This is a genomic window from Mycobacterium sp. smrl_JER01, from assembly GCF_048513595.2.
Classification (GTDB): Bacteria; Actinomycetota; Actinomycetes; order Mycobacteriales; family Mycobacteriaceae; genus Mycobacterium.
In genome coordinates, this window is sequence record NZ_JBLXXK020000001.1 from 4,208,189 (window position 1) to 4,223,642 (window position 15,454).

Here is a 15,454-nt window from a genome sequence, read left to right on the forward strand (position 1 = left end):
TGGAAGCAAGAAACCCCACGATTCGCATGGTGCGCGTGTTACTGCCGCTCAGCGTCGAAACTAACTCCGCACCGGCACGCCTGAGGACCACCGTACGCCGTGTCCGACCGACAGCTTCGAGATCGCGAACCCGTTCTCGGCGCCGTACTGCATGACCTGCGCGGGCAGCTGCGGCTCGGTGCTCAACGCCAGAACGGTCGGGCCCGCACCGGACAACACTCCCGCCACCCCGCAACGCCGCAACACGGAGAGGTATTCCGCCGACGCAGGCATGGCGGCAGCGCGTTGCGGCTGGTGCAGGACGTCCTCGGTGGCGGGCATCAGCAGGTCCGGGCGATCGGTGAGCGCGACCACGAGAAGTGCGGCACGGCTGAGGTTGAAGCGGGCGTCGGTGTGGCTGACCCGCTCTGGCAGCAGCACCCTGGTCTCGGCGGTCGAGGAACGCACCTGCGGGATGGCCGCGAAGACGGTGATCTGCGGGTGCAGGCGGATCGGCGCAGCGGCGTAACGCACGCGATCGGCTTCCCCCTCGGTCCAGGAGACCACAGCGCCGCCGAGCACCGCGGCTGCGGCGTTGTCCGGGTGTCCTTCGAATTCCGACGACACCTGCACCAGCTGTTCGGTGCACATGGTCGCCGAGTCCGCTTGTGCGGCAAGACCGTTCGCGGCCGCCAGTCCACCGACGACCGCAGCCGCCGAGGAGCCGAGACCGCGGGAATGTGGAATGTCGTTGCGGCAGCGGACCAGAAGACCGGCAGCGGACACCCCGGTTTCACGCAGTCCCCGCTGGATCGCCCGGACCACCAGGTGCGAAGCATCCAGCGGAACCTGACCGGCGCCCTCCCCCTCGACCTGCACAACCAGTCCGGATTCCGTTGTCTCAACCACGATCTCGTCGTAGAGACTCAGGGCCAGTCCCATGCTGTCGAAGCCCGGGCCCAGGTTGGCGCTGGAAGCCGCCACCACGGCGGTGGCCGAGAGACCGGGGGGCAATGCGCGGGTCACGGTGGCCGTCCTAGACCAGCCCGAGCTTGGCGACCACGGCGACCGGGTCGACGGGCACCGGGATGACCGCGGGCATCCCCTTGAGTGCGGTGTCAGGGTCTTTGAGCCCGTTCCCGGTGACGGTGCAGACGACCGTGGACCCCTTGGCGACCCAGCCGTCTTCGATGGCCTTGAGCAGTCCGGCGATGCTGGCCGCCGACGCGGGCTCGACGAACACCCCTTCGGCGCGGGCGACCAGGTGGTAGGCGGCCAGGATCTCCTCGTCGGTGGCGGCCAGGAAGCGTCCCTCGGACTGCTGTTGGGCCTCCACCGCCGAACTCCACGACGCCGGGGAGCCGATGCGGATCGCTGTCGCGATGGTCTCGGGATCGCTGACCGGTTCGCCGAGCACCAGCGGAGCGGCGCCGGCGGCCTGGGTACCCAGCATACGGGGCAGCTTGGCCGCCAACCCGTCGCGGTGATACTCGGTGTAGCCCTTCCAGTAAGCGGTGATGTTGCCGGCGTTGCCGACCGGCAGCGCATGCACGTCGGGCGCGTCACCGAGCGCATCGACGATCTCGAACGCCGCGGTCTTCTGCCCCTCGATGCGAAACGGATTGACCGAGTTCACAAGAGACACCGTCGGGAAGTCGGCGGTGAGTTTGCGGGCGAGCTCGAGGCAGTCATCGAAGTTGCCGTCGATCTGAATGATCTTGGCGCCGTGCATCACCGCCTGCGCCAGCTTGCCCATCGCGATCTTGCCCTGCGGGACCAGCACCGCACAGGTGATACCGGCCCGGGCCGCATAGGCGGCCGCCGACGCCGAGGTGTTCCCGGTCGAAGCGCACAGCACCGCCTGCTGCCCACGCGACACCGCCTCGGTGACCGCCATCGTCATGCCCCGGTCCTTGAACGAACCGGTCGGGTTGAGCCCCTCCACCTTCAGATGCACTGTGCAGCCGGTGTATTCGGACAACCTGGGAGCCGGCAGCAGCGGGGTGCCACCTTCACGCAGGGTGATCGCCGTCCAGCTGTCCTCGACGGGCAGCCGGTCGCGGTAGGCCGCGATCAGGCCGGGCCAAGGCTGGTGCACGGCTCGGGTGGTGCTCACTGTGTGATCCCTTCCATCCGCAGAACGCTGTTGATGCTCTGCACGACCTCCAGATCAGCCAATGCGTCTACGGTTTCCGACAGCGCGGAGTCGGCGGCCTGGTGGGTGACCACGACGATGCGGGCGCCGCAGCGCTGCCCACCCTGGTCGACCATGCCCTCCTGCCGTACCTCAGCGATGCTGACCTCACGCTTGCTGAACTCCGCAGCCACCGCGGAAAGCACCCCGGGCCGGTCGGCGACGTTCATGTTGACGTAGTACCTGGTGGCGATGTTGCCGATCGGTGCGATCGGGAGCTTGGCATATTTGGACTCGCGCGGTCCACGGCCCCCCTGCACCCGGTTGCGGGCAGCCATCACGAGGTCACCGAGCACTGCCGACGCGGTGGGAGCGCCGCCGGCACCCTGCCCGTAGAACATCAGCCGTCCCGCCGCCTCGGCCTCGACCACCACGGCGTTGAAAGCACCGTTGACCGATGCCAGCGGGTGCTCCAGAGGCACCAGCGCCGGGTAGACCCGCGCCGAAACCTTTTGTTTGCCTTTGGCGGTGGTGAGCCGCTCGCAGATCGCCAGCAACTTGATGGTGCACCCGAGGGCCCGCGCTGAGGCGAAGTCCGCGGCGCTGACCTTGGTCATACCCTCGCGGTAGACGTCGTCGGCGGTGACCCGGGTGTGGAACGCGATGGACGCCAGGATCGCGGCCTTGGCCGCGGCGTCATAACCCTCCACGTCGGCTGTCGGGTCCGCTTCCGCATAACCCAGCGCGCCGGCATCGGCAAGCGCGCTGGCGTAGTCGGCCCCGGTGCTGTCCATCTCGGAGAGGATGTAGTTGGTTGTGCCGTTGACGATTCCGGCGACCCGCAGCACCGTGTCACCGGCCAAGGACTGTGTCAGCGGGCGGATCACCGGGATGGCACCGGCCACGGCGGCCTCGAAATACAGGTCTACTCGCGCCTTCTCGGCGGCCTGCGCGAGCTCTCCGGCCGATACCGCCATCAGCGCCTTGTTCGCGGTGACCACGGACTTGCCCTGTTCGAGGGCGGCGAGGATCGCTTTGCGCGCGGGCTCGACGGGCCCCATGAGTTCCACGACGATGTCGACATCGTCGCGCGAGACGAGCGCCTCGATGTCATCGGTCAGCAATTCCGCCGGCACACCCCGGTCGCCGTCGACACGGCGGACACCGATACCGCGGATCACCAGAGGTGCTCCGATGCGTGCGGTCAGATCGTCGGCGCTCTCCTCGATGATGCGCACCACCTGGCTGCCCACGTTGCCCAGCCCCAGCACGGCTACCCCGATCGCGTCACTCACCGCTTCACCTCACTCACTTCCAGACTCAAGAGATCCTCGACCGTCTCCCGGCGCAGGATCAGGCGGGCCCGCCCGTCGCGCACAGCCACCACGGCCGGGCGGCCGATAAGGTTGTAACGGCTCGACATCGAATAGCAGTATGCGCCGGTCGCGGCGACACCGAGCAAGTCCCCCGGCGCCACATCCTCGGGGAGCCAGGCATCACGCACCACGATGTCGCCGCTCTCGCAGTGCTTCCCGACCACGCGGGACAGCGCCGGGCCCGCCTCAGCGGTCCGCGACAGCAGCCTGACGTCGTACTCGGCGCCGTAGAGCGAGGTCCTGATGTTGTCGCTCATACCGCCGTCGACGCTGACATAGCGGCGGCTCTTGTCCGCGGCCACCGCCACGTCCTTGACCGTCCCCACCTCGTAGAGCGTGATGGTGCCGGGGCCGGCGATGGCTCGACCGGGTTCGACCACCAGCCGCGGGGTGGGCAGTCCGACGGCGGCGGATTCGTTGCGCACGATGGCCTGGATCTTGTCGGCCAGTTCACCCATCGGCGGCGGATTGTCCTGCGGCAGATAGGAGATGCCCAGACCGCCACCGAGATCGACGATCGACATCTGCGAGGACTTGTCGACCCCGAACTCGGCGACCGCGTCGCGCAGCAGACCGATCACCCGGTGGGCGGCCAACTCGAAACCGGCGACATCGAAGATCTGCGAGCCGATGTGGCTGTGCAGGCCGACCAGGCGCAGGTGGTCGGTGCCGAACACCCGCCGGACCGCGGCCATCGCCGCGCCGTTGGCCAGCGACAGGCCGAACTTCTGATCCTCGTGCGCGGTGGAGATGAACTCGTGGGTGTGTGCCTCGACACCGACCGTCACCCGGATCAGGACGTCCTGCACCACCCCGGCCTCGCCGGCGATCCAATCCAGGCGCTCGATCTCGGTCATCGAGTCGACGACCACATGTTCGATGCCCGCCTTGACCGCGGTGGTCAGTTCGTCGACGGATTTGTTGTTCCCGTGCAACGCGATCCGCTCTGGCGGAAAGCCGGCGTGCAGCGCCACCGCGAGCTCTCCCCCGCTGGCGACGTCGAGCGACAGCCGTTCCTCGTCGATCCAACGGGCCACCTCGGTGCACAGAAATGCCTTGGCGGCGTAACGCACATGGTCACCACCGCCGAACGCCGCCGAGATCTCGCGACAGCGCCCCCGGAAGTCCGCCTCGTCGATGACGAAGACCGGGGTGCCGAACTGTGCGGCGATGTCGGTCACCGAAACCCCGGCGATGGACACCACACCGTCGTCACCGCGAACAGCGTTCTGCGGCCACACGTTCGGGGCCAGCTGGAGAACCTCGGCGGCGCTCCGGGGACGGTCGGGGGTGGCGACGGGGTGGACCTCTTCGGCGTGCCGAGGGCCGGCCGGATGCGCGATCACATCCGCTCCGGAGCGCTGACGCCGAGGATACCCAGCCCGTTGGCGATGACCTGGCGGGTCGCTGCGCACAACGCCAGCCGCGCCGCGTGCAGGTCGCCCGGCGACTCGTCACCCTGCGGCAGCACCCGGCAGGAGTCGTAGAACCGGTGGTAGTCCCCGGCAAGATCCTCGAGGTAGCGCGAGACCCGGTGCGGCTCACGCAAACTCGCCGCGGTCTTGAGCACCCGCGGGAACTCGCCGATGTTGCGGATCAGTGTGCCTTCCTTGTCATGGGTCAGCAGATCCAGATGCGCGGTGTCCGCGGCGATACCCAGCTCGGCGGCATTGCGGGCGAGCGCCGAGAGCCGCGCATGGGCGTATTGGACGTAGTAGACCGGGTTCTCGGCCGAGGCCGAGGACCACAGCGCCAGGTCGATGTCGATAGGGGTGTCCACCGAACTGCGGATCAGCGCGTACCGGGCGGCGTCGACTCCGATCGCGTCGACCAGATCGTCAAGCGTGATGACCGTTCCGGCCCGCTTGCTCATTCGCACCGGTTGCCCGTCGCGCACCAGGTTGACCATCTGACCGATCAGCACCTCGACGGTATCCGGATCGTCGCCGAGCGCCGCCGCGGCGGCCTTGAGCCGGGCGATGTACCCGTGATGGTCGGCGCCCAGCATGTAGATGCACAGGTCGAAGCCGCGCTTGCGCTTGTCCAGGAAGTAGGCCAGGTCGCCGGCGATGTAGGCGGGCTGACCGTCGCTCTTGATGACGACGCGGTCCTTGTCGTCACCGAAGTCGGTGGTGCGCAACCAGACCGCGCCGTCCTTCTCGTAGATGCTGCCGGTCTCGCGGAGTTTGGCGATGGCCTGCTCGACGCGCCCGGAGGTGTGCATCGAATCTTCGTGGGTGTAGACGTCGAAGTCGGTACCGAACTCGTGCAGCGACTCCTTGATGTGGTCGAACATCAGGTGCACCCCGATGGACCGGAACGTCTCGCGCATCTCGGCGTCGGGCAGGCGCAGCGCCTGCGGCTCCTTGGCCAGGACCTGGGCTGCGATATCGGCGATGTAGGTGCCGGCGTAGCCGTCCTCCGGGGTCGGCTCGCCCTTGGCGGCCGCGATTAGGGAATTGGTGAACCGGTCGATCTGCGCGCCGTGGTCGTTGAAGTAGTACTCGCGCACCACCTCGGCACCCTGGGTGCTCAGCAGCCGGCCCAGCGCATCCCCCACCGCGGCCCACCGGGTGCCGCCGATGTGGATGGGGCCGGTCGGGTTGGCCGAGACGAACTCCAGGTTGACCTGTTGACCCTCGAGGTCGGCCGAGTGGCCGTAGCGGTCACCGGCGGAGATGACGTTGTCGACGAGGACGTTCTGCGCCGACGCCTCCAGGCGCAGGTTGACAAACCCGGGACCGGCGACCTCGGCGGCGGCGATGCCGCTCTGCTCGGCCAGCGCGGCCGCCAGCCAGCCGGCCAGTTCGCGGGGGTTGGCGCCGACCTTCTTGCCCAGCTGCAGCGCCAGGTTGGTGGCGTAGTCGCCGTGTTCGGGATTGCGGGGGCGCTCGACGGTGACGGTGGCGGGCAGCGCGGCAGGGTCGAGGCCGTGCTCGGCAAGCACCGCGGCTGCGGTGGCCTTGAGCAGGTCGGCCAGATCGGCGGGGGTCACGGGGAACCATCCTATGGTCTGCGCTGTTCACCACCGAATCCGTTTCCGCCTCCGGCATGCGCTACGCTATCGGGGCCCAACGGCGCAGCTGTTCAGCCCGCGCCCCCGTAGCTCAGGGGATAGAGCGTCTGCCTCCGGAGCAGAAGGCCGCAGGTTCGAATCCTGCCGGGGGCACCCATCGTCCGGCCGGTCACAACCGGCTACCTACCGCTTGTGATTGACCAGTTCACCGGTCATCGCCAGCACCGACCGCGGTGTCGGCACGTCGGCGGGGCAATCGGGGGCGCGCTCGGGCTCGCCGTAGTGGGTGCTCAACGGCACCACGCCGGCCCAGGCACCGGCCGCGACGTCCTCCTCGGGGTCATCGGGCCAGCCGTCGCTCACCTTCAGCGACCAGTTGTCGTCACCGATCGCCAGCCGCAACACCAGGGTGGCGGCCAGTTCCCGGCGGCTGCTGGGACGCAGCTCGGCCACCCGACCGGGAATGAAGGTGTCGGTCAGCGTCTCCAGGTACCCGACCTTCTCCTCGGCGCCCACCACCTCGAAGACCCCGAACAGCACTGCACTGCGGTAGTGGAACGATGACTCGAAGCCGCTGCGCGCCACCACGACCCCGTCCAGTGTGGTCACCGACACCGCCGCCGTGGCCCCGCCGGCGACGGCGCGCATCCACGGCGATCCGGTGGAGCCGTGGATCACCAACGCGTCCTCGATCCGGACGAATCCGGTCGGAAAGACCGCGGGATGGCCGTCGCGCACCAGGGCGATCGTCGCCAGCGGGGTGGCGTCGAGCAGCGCATTCAACTCGGCGCGGGACGCGCTCTGTTTCTCGGCGAGACGGGAGACACGGGTCGATGGCTGCCACACGGCAGCAAGCCTCGCACCATCGGCGTGCCTGCGCGCGTCATTTTACCGGTCTGCGCCCGGCGCTACGCCCATTCCGCGAGCACCCGCATCTTGCCCGCTTTGACCGCGGCGTCGCGGCGTAGCCGCTTAAGCTCGGGGCCGAACGCGTTGCGTTCGTTGTCCTGGAAGTTCAACGGCAGGTCGAGCGCTGCGATCAGCTTGCGTTCCAGGTGCCAGGGTTCGGGATGCAGCACCCAGGACACCGCGGCGTTCTCGGCCATCCAGCGGGTCAGCACGCTCTCGCCGCCGGCGAAGGTCTGTCGCTTGCCCGAACCGACCCGGCGCAGCGCGAAGCCCAGTTCGGCGCCGAGCAGCACACCGAGTGATTTGCGCAGCGTGGAACCGTCGGCATCGGCGTTGCCGGCACCGAAGTGATAGCGGATGCGTTTGCGCAGATCCTGCGGCACCCGCGGCTTGCCGTCGGGACGAGGCGGCCCGGAGGTGATGCCGACGTAGAGCAGGGTCCAACCGTCGCGCTGTTCGCAGCCGGAACTGTCGATGCCGCCGGGAATGGTGCGGAACCACCAGCCGTGCACACCGGGTTCGGCGGGCACCGGACTCGGCTCGGCGAACACCTCGTCTCGTGTGTAGCGCTGCGCGGCAAGGAATTTCGCTACGGCATCGGCGCTACGCCGGACGGACATCGACTCAGCCATCGGCTCAGACTAGCCGTCGGCTCGTTCGATGGGCCCGTACCGCACCCCGATGGCCCTGCTCAGATCCCGGTGCACAGCGACACGAACGGGATCGGCGCGCAGATGCCGATCGAGAACCCCGGTGTCGGATCCCCGTTCCACGGCGGCGGGGGCGGCGGGGGTGGAGGTGGGACGGGGGCGGCCACGCAGGTGTCGGTGGGCGCGTCGTACACCGTGCCCACCCCGCACTCGGCGGCCTGGGCGACCCCCGGCGACCCGAGCACCAGGGCGGTGAGCGGCGCGAGCGCGAGTCCGGCGACTGCCGCCGGACGGCGAATTGAGTCCAGCATCTGAGGGCCTTCCCTACTCATCCCCGACCCCGTGCTCGCCCCATGGTAGTCCGGGCGGAACCGGGGCCGGAGGCGATCGGTGGACCAGCGCCCAAGGGTCCGTCGTGTGTCAGTTCATCCGCAGTTGCGCGGCTACCCAATCGAACAGGCCGGCAGCAAAGGCCTGGCCTTGATATTCGGCATAGGCCACCGCGAGAAAGCGGTCAGCGTCGCGCGTCCACGCCACGGCGGAATCCCGGAGCTGCCAGTCGGTGCCGGTTCCCCGCCCGCAGGCGATCAGACCGGAGGGGTTGCCGTGCGCGCCCACAACCGGTGTGGCCTCGGCCGACTCCTTGCCTGGGCAGGGTGCTGGCATCCAGTCCGGCCGTGCGAGGTAAGCCGCGAACGCTTCTTGCATTGCGGTGACGTCGCCGAACAACCAGTAGGTCGCATCTGTCGGGCCGCCCGGCAGCACATTGTCCCGGCAGGTGACGGCGGCCAGCGCGCCCGCCGGATCGGCAGGTGCGCATGAGCCGCTGCCATACCCCGAGGGCAGCCTGCCCATGAGCTCGGCGGACGGATCCGCGCCGGCCGGAGGAATCGCGCCGACGGCGGCCAGGATCACGGCCGCAGCAATGCATGATCGGCGAAGCACAAGGTCAGATTGGGCCCGGAGGTGGTTCGACAGAAGGGACTTTCTACCCCAGAGCGTGCGCCCTAAGACCCTCACGCAGGCTGACACCGACGAGCTTGACTGCCAGATCTCATGGTGGTTTTCGGCGAGGAGCATCCGATGTCTGCACACACTCTGGCCCGGCTGGTGCTGGCAACGCTGCTGTTGTTTCCGCTCGCCGGTGTCTCGCTCGGCCCGGCGGCGGCTCAGCCGCAGGGGGCACCGTGCCTCAGCGGCGGCCTGGCAGCCGACCCGCTGTCTTTGATCCTGTCGCAGGGCGGGTTCTTCGAACCGCCGCTGCAGGATCCGGACACGTCGTCACCGAGCTGTGAAGACCAGCGGCAGGAATGCTTCTCGGGAAGTGCGCAGGAGGGCATCTACGGCGAAAGGTACGTGCCGGTGGAAGCCGTCCAGATGTGCATGGAGCAGTACCGGGCCTGCGTCGGCGCGCAACCCGACGAATAGGACACCCGTGGTGGTCCCCGTCCGCGGGCCCGATCAGTGCACCGGGTTTCACTGCGGATGGTGGGCCAGGTATTCCTCGACCGGGACCGGCTCGGCCGCGGCGTAGCCGACGGGAAGTACGACATCGCCGGCGCTCGTCCGGTAGTACACGTCCCAGTGGTGGTAACCGTCCAGCGCCGCGGGGTGCGCGGCGATCAGCGCCGCGTAATGCGTGACCGCGCGCACATAGTTGTTCGAGTTGTTGTAACGGTAAAGCGCGCGGTCGCGGTCGCGCGCGAAGCCGTGCGCGGCCAGGAACCGCCCGGCCGCCAAGATGGCGTCGCGGTCGTCGGTGATATCGCCTCCACCGCCGTACATCGCGAACGTCGACGGCAGAAACTGCATCGGGCCCTGGGCACCGGCGGTGCTGACCCCGGAGATCCGGCCGAATGCGGTCTCGATCAGGTTGATGGCCGCCAGATAGTTCCATCCGACACCCGAGGCTGCCTCGGACTCGCGGTAATAGGCCAGCAACTCCCCCGTCGGCGCCGGCGCCTCGATACGCCACGCCGGCAGCGTGGGCTTACCCCGGCCGGTGCTCATCGCGGTCAGTTGCCTGCGGGCGTCGACGTTGCGGTCGTAGCCCGCGCGCAGCGCCTCCGGAATGCGCGGCCGGACCAGCGGGTCCCACTCCGGGTGCCGCCCCAGGACGCGGTAGGCCGCCTGCTGGCGGCGCGCGGCATCACGCAGGGCGTTCTCCGGCAGCGACGGGTCACGCAGGAGCAGTTCGTCGGCGACGAGGTCGTCGGCGAGCCGGGCCGGCTCCTGGGCCAGGCCCGGCTGAGCACGCTGCGGCGCTGCAGACGGCGCCGGGGTCGCGGGCGCGGCGTGCCGCGGGACGGCCTGCGCAGCCTCGGGACCATGCTCGGCGTCGCGGGCCGGTGAGGCCACCAAGACCCCGGCCCCGACCAGTGCGACCACAGCCGCCAGGATCACCGCAGGTCGGGTCGTCACGACCGTCCTCCACCGGGCATCTCATCCTCCGCTGCTTTTTGAACCCCTCCGTTCCAGTCTTACCGAATGCACCGCGGCCCGACCCGTACAGTGGCCGGCAGTGCCGCGGGGAGGGAAGAGCCATGTCGACATCGACCGACCACACCCGGCGAACGGTTCGGCTCACGGCGGTACTGCTGCTCGGGGCGATGCTCGGCCTACTGGCTCCCGCCGGTCCAGCGCAGGCAGCCCCGGCTATGGTGATGTCGGCCGGCAGCGAGCAGATTCTGGAATCGATGCTGGCCACCGACCACACCGCCGACACGATCTCTGCCGGCTTCCTCGGAACGCCTTACGGCGCCAACACTTTGATCGGTTCGGCCACGGAGCCCGAACAACTGGTCGTCGACCTCGAGCGCGTCGACTGCTTCACCTACGCCGACTACGTGGAGGCACTCAAGAGGTCCGACACCCGCGACGAGTTCGTCGCCAACCTCGTCGACATCCGGTACAACAACGGGGTCGTGGCGTTCGAGAACCGCAAGCATTTCTTCACCGATTGGGCCGCGGCAGCGCCGGCGATCGCCACCGATGTCACCGCCGCCGTGAGCCCGGACGCGGTACGCACGACCAAGAATCTCAACAGTCGGGATTCAGGTGGCCGGTATCTGGCCGGCCTGCCGGTCATGCCGCGCACCGTCACCTACATCCCCGGCAGCCAGGTGACCGGCGACGTCATCGGAAATCTGCGCACCGGCGACTACCTGGGCGCCTACGCCGAGGACGGCGGGCTGGACGTCACCCACGTTGGCATCTTCGTCGCGACGCCGAACGGACCGGTCTTTCGCAACGCGTCGTCGCTGAGTTCGGCGCACGCGGTCGTCGACACGCCGCTGCTCGACTACGTGGACACCGTCCCCGGGATCGTGGTGCTCCGTCCGGTCCTGTGACGGATCCGTCCCGCCGTGTTTTCTTCCCAACCAAGTGGTTAGTCTGGCGGGTGGTCCATCGATGAACCAGGAGTCCGCACATGCAGCTGGCGCTGACACCCGAGGAAGCCGCCTTCCGCGACGAGCTTCGCACCTTCTACCGCACCAAGATCCCGGCGGAGATCCGCGAACGCACCCGCACCGGCACCGAGGCCAACCGCGACGACATCGTCACCACCCACAAGATCCTCAACGACCACGGACTCGCCGTACCCAACTGGCCCGTCGAGTGGGGCGGTAAAGACTGGACACCGACCCAGCAGCAGATCTGGCTCGACGAGATGCAGCTCGCCAGCGTGCCCGAACCGCTGACATTCAACGCCAGCATGGTCGGCCCGGTGATCGCGGAGTTCGGCTCCCAGGAGACCAAGCAACGCTTCCTGCCGCCGACCGCGGCGCTCGACATCTGGTGGTGCCAGGGATTCTCCGAACCCGAGGCGGGCTCCGACCTCGCCTCGCTGCGCACGACGGCGCTGCGCGACGGCGACAGCTACGTGGTCAACGGCCAGAAGACGTGGACCACCCTCGGCCAGTACGCGGACTGGATCTTCTGCCTGGTCCGCACCGACCCCAACGCCCCCAAGAAGCAGGCCGGCATCTCCTTCCTGCTCATCGACATGAACACCCCCGGCATCACGCTGCGACCGATCAAGCTGATCGACGGCAGCTTCGAGGTCAACGAGGTGTTCTTCGAGGACGTCCGGGTTCCGGCCGATCAACTCGTCGGCGAGGAGAACCAGGGCTGGTCCTACGCCAAGTTCCTGCTCGGCAACGAACGCAACGGGATCGCTCAGGTGGGCCGCACCAAGTTGCGCCTCTCCGAGGTCAAGGAGCGCGCCCAGGCAAACGGTCTGATCGACGATCCGCTGTTCGCGGCGCGGCTGGCCGAGGCCGAAAACGATGTGCTGGCGCTCGAACTCACCCAGATGCGGGTCGCGTCTGGGTCCAAGGGCGGCAAGCCGAATCCGGCCTCGTCGGTGCTCAAGCTGCGCGGCAGTGAGCTCCAGCAGATCGCCACCGAGCTGTTGGTGGAAGTCGCCGGCGCCGACGCCTTGCCGTTCGACGCCGACGGCGTCACGTCGCCATCGTGGGCACAGCACACCGCACCTCGCTACCTCAACTACCGCAAGACCTCCATCTACGGCGGCAGCAACGAGGTGCAGCGCACCATCATCGCGTCGACCATCCTCGGACTGTGAAATAGGGCGGAATTCATGGACTTTCAACTCAGCGAAGAGCAGATCCTGCTCCGCGACACCACCCGCGACATGCTCTCCCGCACCTACGATCCGGAAAGCCGGCTCAGGACGGTGGAATCCGACACCGGTTGGAGCCGCGATGTGTGGAAGCAACTGGCCGAGGTGGGCGTTCTCGGGCTCGGCTTCGAGGAGGACGCGGGCGGTCAGATCGAGGTGCTGGTGGTGCTGACCGAGATCGGGCGCCGGTTGGCGCCCGAACCGGTGCTGCACGCGGCGCTGGGCCCGGGCGCGCTGATCGCCGAGGTCGGAACCGAGCAGCAGCGCGCACTACTCGACGAGGTCGCCGCCGGCGAACGGCTGCTGGCGCTGGCACATGTGGAGTCCGGGATGCGCCTGCCCACCGCGAAGGTCACCACGGCGGCCTCCCGCGACGGAGATTCGTGGACCCTGCGCGGCAGCAAAAACCCCGTGCTGGCCGGGGATGCCGCCGACACGCTGGTGGTCAGCGCGGCATTACCGGACGGTGGCACCGGCCTGTTCCTGGTCGACGCGTCCACCGCGCAGCGCAACTCCTACCGCACCTTCGACGGTCAGCGTGCCGCTCAGATCGACTTCGACGCGACCGCGGCAGAGCCGTTGGGCGAGGCGGTGGAAGCCTCTGAGGCCATCTCGCGGGCGCTGGTGCGGATCTCATCGGGATTGTGCGCCGAAGCGCTCGGCGCGATGGAGGAAGCGCTGCGGCTGACCAGCGAATACCTCACGCAGCGCAAGCAATTCGGCGTGCCCCTGAGCAAGTTCCAGACGCTGACGCAGCGCGCCGCCGACATGTATGTCTCGCTGGAGCTGGCCCGCAGCATGACGTTCTATGCCGCGATGTCGGTGGCCGACGGCAACCTCGATCCGGGCATCGCCGCGCGCGCCAAGCTGCAGATCGGCCGTTCCGGGCGCCACATCGCCCAGGAGGCCATCCAGCTGCACGGCGGTATCGGTGTCACGGCCGAGTATCCGGTGAGCCATTACGCCGCGCGGCTGACCGCGATCGACCACACCCTGGGTTCCGCGCAGGACCAGCTGCATCAGCTGATCGGGCGGCTCGGTGACTACGGGGTCGTCTCGGTCTGAGTCCTCGCCGATCAGCTCGGCGCGTTAACGCCCGCGACTGCGCGTTCGACATACTGGGTATACACCGCACACGAGCAACCGAACAGGTGAGGAGTGCACGATGCGGCTGAAGAAACTCATCGTCACCGCCGTGACTACCGGCGGTCTCGCTGCAGGCTCGCTGGCTCTGGGCGCCGGCACCGCCGGAGCCCATCCCGATCCGTGGCTCCCCAAGCCACCCCCACCAGGACATATCGGCCACGTCGTCAACGTTCCGCCGGGGCACATCGGGCAGTGGGTCGGGGTTCCGCCCGGCCATTGGGACAAGCCATGGAAGTGGCTCGACTGACGTCAGACCGATCGCGGCCGATCAGCTTTCCACCACCACGATGTCATAGCCGGGTAGGGTCACCGCCTCGCTGCGGTGCGGCAGGCCTACCTCGACCGACCCGTCGGTCTTGTTGATCAGCAGCAGCTTTCGTATACCACCGGGGGTGATGAACCCTTGTGCGTACACGCGCGGATCCGGTTGCCGGGGCTGCCCGACGCCGGTCCGTACCAGTGTGTCACCGGGACCGAAATGGCGAAGCAACAGCTGCAGCGCCCGGTATCGAGCGTTGGGTTCGCCACTGTCCCAGTCGACCAGGGTGACGCCGGGAATCATGCCCGGATAGTCCATGAACTCGGCGATCCCCACGAGGTCGACGCCGAGGGTGACCAGCTCCGACCACAGGTAGGTCTGCACGGCCGCACTGAGCGACCAGTATTCGGCGGGGATGTCGGGTGCCGGATCCATCGGCGCCGGCGTGAATGTGCCCACCTCGTTGATGAACGTCTTCGTGTCCGGCGCCACGCGCCGCCGGATCGACTCGATGTAGCGCACCCGGTCGACGAACCCGTCGGCCTGTGCGAAAAAGGTGTCCCGCCAATGCGAAAAGGGCGGATTACCCTCGGGTGAGAACGGATTGACGATCTCTGGATGGGCGTAGAAGTGGTAGGACACCGCGTCGGGTGCCAGGTGGTCGCGGTGCTGCGCGTGATCGAGGAAGTGCCAAAAGTACTCCGGGTCATGGTGCTGATGGGTCAGCGAGAGCCCGATGAACTTCATCTGTGGGTCGAGCGGCCGGAGCCGTTGCACCACGGCGTCGAACAGGCGGGTGTACATCTGCGGGGTCAGTCCCCGCAGATCGGGTTCGCACAACACTTCCCAGTAGGCGAACCGGTACCGGTGACCCGATTCGTGTCGGCGCCCCGCCTCGTCGGTGAAGCCACCGGCGATGTACCAACTGGCGAGACGATAAAAATAGTCGGCGACCTCCTGGCAGGTCGGGTCACGTAACTCGCCGCACTGCTCGTAGTCCCAGACGATCTGGTCGGGATCGTCGGGGACGGCCACCGGGGTGGTGAACATCCATGCCGGGATGGTGGCAAAGTTGGCCACCACCGGCCGCCCGTTGGTGGCGGCCATGAAGTCGGCGACGAACGGATCGAGACGCTCGAAGTTCCATGAGGTGCGGCCGTCGGCGGGCGGCGACAGCGCGGGCACCGAGATCCGCGGATGCGAGAACCAGGGCAGGAAGCGCACCAGATCGGCGTCGAGGGCCCGCAGCGCATCGAAAACCCTGTCGTGCAGTACCGAGCCGCGCGACAGGGGCGGTGCGGTCCACAGATGGGTCGTCAGCGTGGTCCTCGACACGGCGG

Annotated in this window: 16 protein-coding genes and 1 tRNA gene; 6 read left to right on the forward strand and 11 right to left on the reverse strand. The window is 68.2% G+C overall.

The features are described from left to right. Positions 1-60 precede the first annotated feature (60 nt). The 5 genes from thrB to argS all read right to left on the reverse strand — a co-directional run bounded on the left by thrB (position 61) and on the right by argS (position 6,484). Complete coding sequence (thrB, locus tag ACNUDN_RS19525) at positions 61-1,005, reverse strand: homoserine kinase (protein WP_419123427.1); 945 nt, start codon at positions 1,003-1,005, stop codon at positions 61-63. 10 nt (positions 1,006-1,015) lie between these two features. Then, a complete protein-coding gene (gene thrC, locus ACNUDN_RS19530) occupies positions 1,016-2,095 on the reverse strand; it encodes a threonine synthase (RefSeq protein ID WP_419123428.1) in 1,080 nt (359 codons plus the stop codon). Beyond that, positions 2,092-3,408 carry a homoserine dehydrogenase gene (locus ACNUDN_RS19535; protein ID WP_419123429.1) on the reverse strand — a complete coding sequence of 439 codons (1,317 nt, stop codon included), beginning with the start codon at positions 3,406-3,408 and terminating at the stop codon, positions 2,092-2,094. Before ACNUDN_RS19535 ends, thrC begins: the two co-directional genes overlap by 4 nt. Then, positions 3,405-4,742, reverse strand: coding sequence for a diaminopimelate decarboxylase (gene lysA, locus ACNUDN_RS19540; RefSeq protein ID WP_419125225.1), 1,338 nt, complete (start codon positions 4,740-4,742; stop codon positions 3,405-3,407). Before lysA ends, ACNUDN_RS19535 begins: the two co-directional genes overlap by 4 nt. A gap of 89 nt (positions 4,743-4,831) precedes the next feature. Then, complete coding sequence (gene argS / locus ACNUDN_RS19545) at positions 4,832-6,484, reverse strand: arginine--tRNA ligase (RefSeq protein ID WP_419123430.1); 1,653 nt, start codon at positions 6,482-6,484, stop codon at positions 4,832-4,834. Positions 6,485-6,585: 101 nt separating this feature from the next. Here argS and ACNUDN_RS19550 point away from each other — a divergent pair. Continuing rightward, positions 6,586-6,658, forward strand: a tRNA-Arg gene (locus ACNUDN_RS19550). Between the two features lie 30 nt (positions 6,659-6,688). On the opposite strand, the gene ACNUDN_RS19555 is transcribed toward ACNUDN_RS19550, so the two are convergent. From ACNUDN_RS19555 to ACNUDN_RS19570, 4 genes are all read right to left on the reverse strand, one after another. After that, on the reverse strand, positions 6,689-7,351 hold the full coding sequence (locus ACNUDN_RS19555; protein ID WP_419123431.1) for a pyridoxamine 5'-phosphate oxidase family protein: 663 nt from the start codon (positions 7,349-7,351) through the stop codon (positions 6,689-6,691). A 62-nt stretch (positions 7,352-7,413) separates the two neighbouring features. Then, positions 7,414-8,046 carry a GIY-YIG nuclease family protein gene (locus tag ACNUDN_RS19560; RefSeq protein ID WP_419123432.1) on the reverse strand — a complete coding sequence of 211 codons (633 nt, stop codon included), beginning with the start codon at positions 8,044-8,046 and terminating at the stop codon, positions 7,414-7,416. Positions 8,047-8,105: 59 nt separating this feature from the next. After that, a complete protein-coding gene (locus tag ACNUDN_RS19565) occupies positions 8,106-8,396 on the reverse strand; it encodes a hypothetical protein (RefSeq protein WP_419123433.1) in 291 nt (96 codons plus the stop codon). Positions 8,397-8,484: 88 nt separating this feature from the next. After that, entirely contained in the window at positions 8,485-8,979 is a 495-nt protein-coding gene (locus tag ACNUDN_RS19570; RefSeq protein WP_419123434.1) for a hypothetical protein, read from the reverse strand. Positions 8,980-9,147: 168 nt separating this feature from the next. Between ACNUDN_RS19570 and ACNUDN_RS19575 the strand changes: the two genes are divergently transcribed. Next, complete coding sequence (locus tag ACNUDN_RS19575) at positions 9,148-9,492, forward strand: hypothetical protein (RefSeq protein WP_419123435.1); 345 nt, start codon at positions 9,148-9,150, stop codon at positions 9,490-9,492. Positions 9,493-9,540: 48 nt separating this feature from the next. On the opposite strand, the gene ACNUDN_RS19580 is transcribed toward ACNUDN_RS19575, so the two are convergent. Continuing rightward, complete coding sequence (locus ACNUDN_RS19580) at positions 9,541-10,485, reverse strand: lytic transglycosylase domain-containing protein (protein WP_419123436.1); 945 nt, start codon at positions 10,483-10,485, stop codon at positions 9,541-9,543. A 122-nt stretch (positions 10,486-10,607) separates the two neighbouring features. On the opposite strand from ACNUDN_RS19580, the gene ACNUDN_RS19585 reads away from it, so the two are divergent. The 4 genes from ACNUDN_RS19585 to ACNUDN_RS19600 all read left to right on the forward strand — a co-directional run bounded on the left by ACNUDN_RS19585 (position 10,608) and on the right by ACNUDN_RS19600 (position 14,102). Further along, a complete protein-coding gene (locus ACNUDN_RS19585) occupies positions 10,608-11,414 on the forward strand; it encodes a DUF1460 domain-containing protein (RefSeq protein WP_419123437.1) in 807 nt (268 codons plus the stop codon). Positions 11,415-11,494: 80 nt separating this feature from the next. Further along, positions 11,495-12,652 (forward strand): acyl-CoA dehydrogenase family protein, encoded by a 1,158-nt coding sequence (locus ACNUDN_RS19590; protein WP_419123438.1) that lies wholly within the window; start codon positions 11,495-11,497, stop codon positions 12,650-12,652. Positions 12,653-12,667: 15 nt separating this feature from the next. Beyond that, positions 12,668-13,774 carry an acyl-CoA dehydrogenase family protein gene (locus ACNUDN_RS19595; RefSeq protein ID WP_419123439.1) on the forward strand — a complete coding sequence of 369 codons (1,107 nt, stop codon included), beginning with the start codon at positions 12,668-12,670 and terminating at the stop codon, positions 13,772-13,774. Positions 13,775-13,874: 100 nt separating this feature from the next. Next, a complete protein-coding gene (locus ACNUDN_RS19600) occupies positions 13,875-14,102 on the forward strand; it encodes a hypothetical protein (protein WP_419123440.1) in 228 nt (75 codons plus the stop codon). 21 nt (positions 14,103-14,123) lie between these two features. On the opposite strand, the gene ACNUDN_RS19605 is transcribed toward ACNUDN_RS19600, so the two are convergent. Then, positions 14,124-15,449, reverse strand: a complete 1,326-nt coding sequence (locus ACNUDN_RS19605) for a hypothetical protein (RefSeq protein ID WP_431960450.1) — start codon at positions 15,447-15,449, stop codon at positions 14,124-14,126. Positions 15,450-15,454 lie beyond the last annotated feature (5 nt).

What these genes read in the sequence shown, in the direction of transcription:
- ACNUDN_RS19560 (WP_419123432.1), bottom strand. Translation starts at nt 8,046, where the DNA reads ATGGCTGAGTCGATGTCCGTCCGGCGTAGCGCCGATGCCGTAGCGAAA.
- ACNUDN_RS19565 (WP_419123433.1), bottom strand. Translation starts at nt 8,396, where the DNA reads ATGAGTAGGGAAGGCCCTCAGATGCTGGACTCAATTCGCCGTCCGGCG.
- ACNUDN_RS19575 (WP_419123435.1), top strand. Translation starts at nt 9,148, where the DNA reads ATGTCTGCACACACTCTGGCCCGGCTGGTGCTGGCAACGCTGCTGTTG.
- ACNUDN_RS19585 (WP_419123437.1), top strand. Translation starts at nt 10,608, where the DNA reads ATGTCGACATCGACCGACCACACCCGGCGAACGGTTCGGCTCACGGCG.
- ACNUDN_RS19590 (WP_419123438.1), top strand. Translation starts at nt 11,495, where the DNA reads ATGCAGCTGGCGCTGACACCCGAGGAAGCCGCCTTCCGCGACGAGCTT.
- ACNUDN_RS19595 (WP_419123439.1), top strand. Translation starts at nt 12,668, where the DNA reads ATGGACTTTCAACTCAGCGAAGAGCAGATCCTGCTCCGCGACACCACC.
- ACNUDN_RS19600 (WP_419123440.1), top strand. Translation starts at nt 13,875, where the DNA reads ATGCGGCTGAAGAAACTCATCGTCACCGCCGTGACTACCGGCGGTCTC.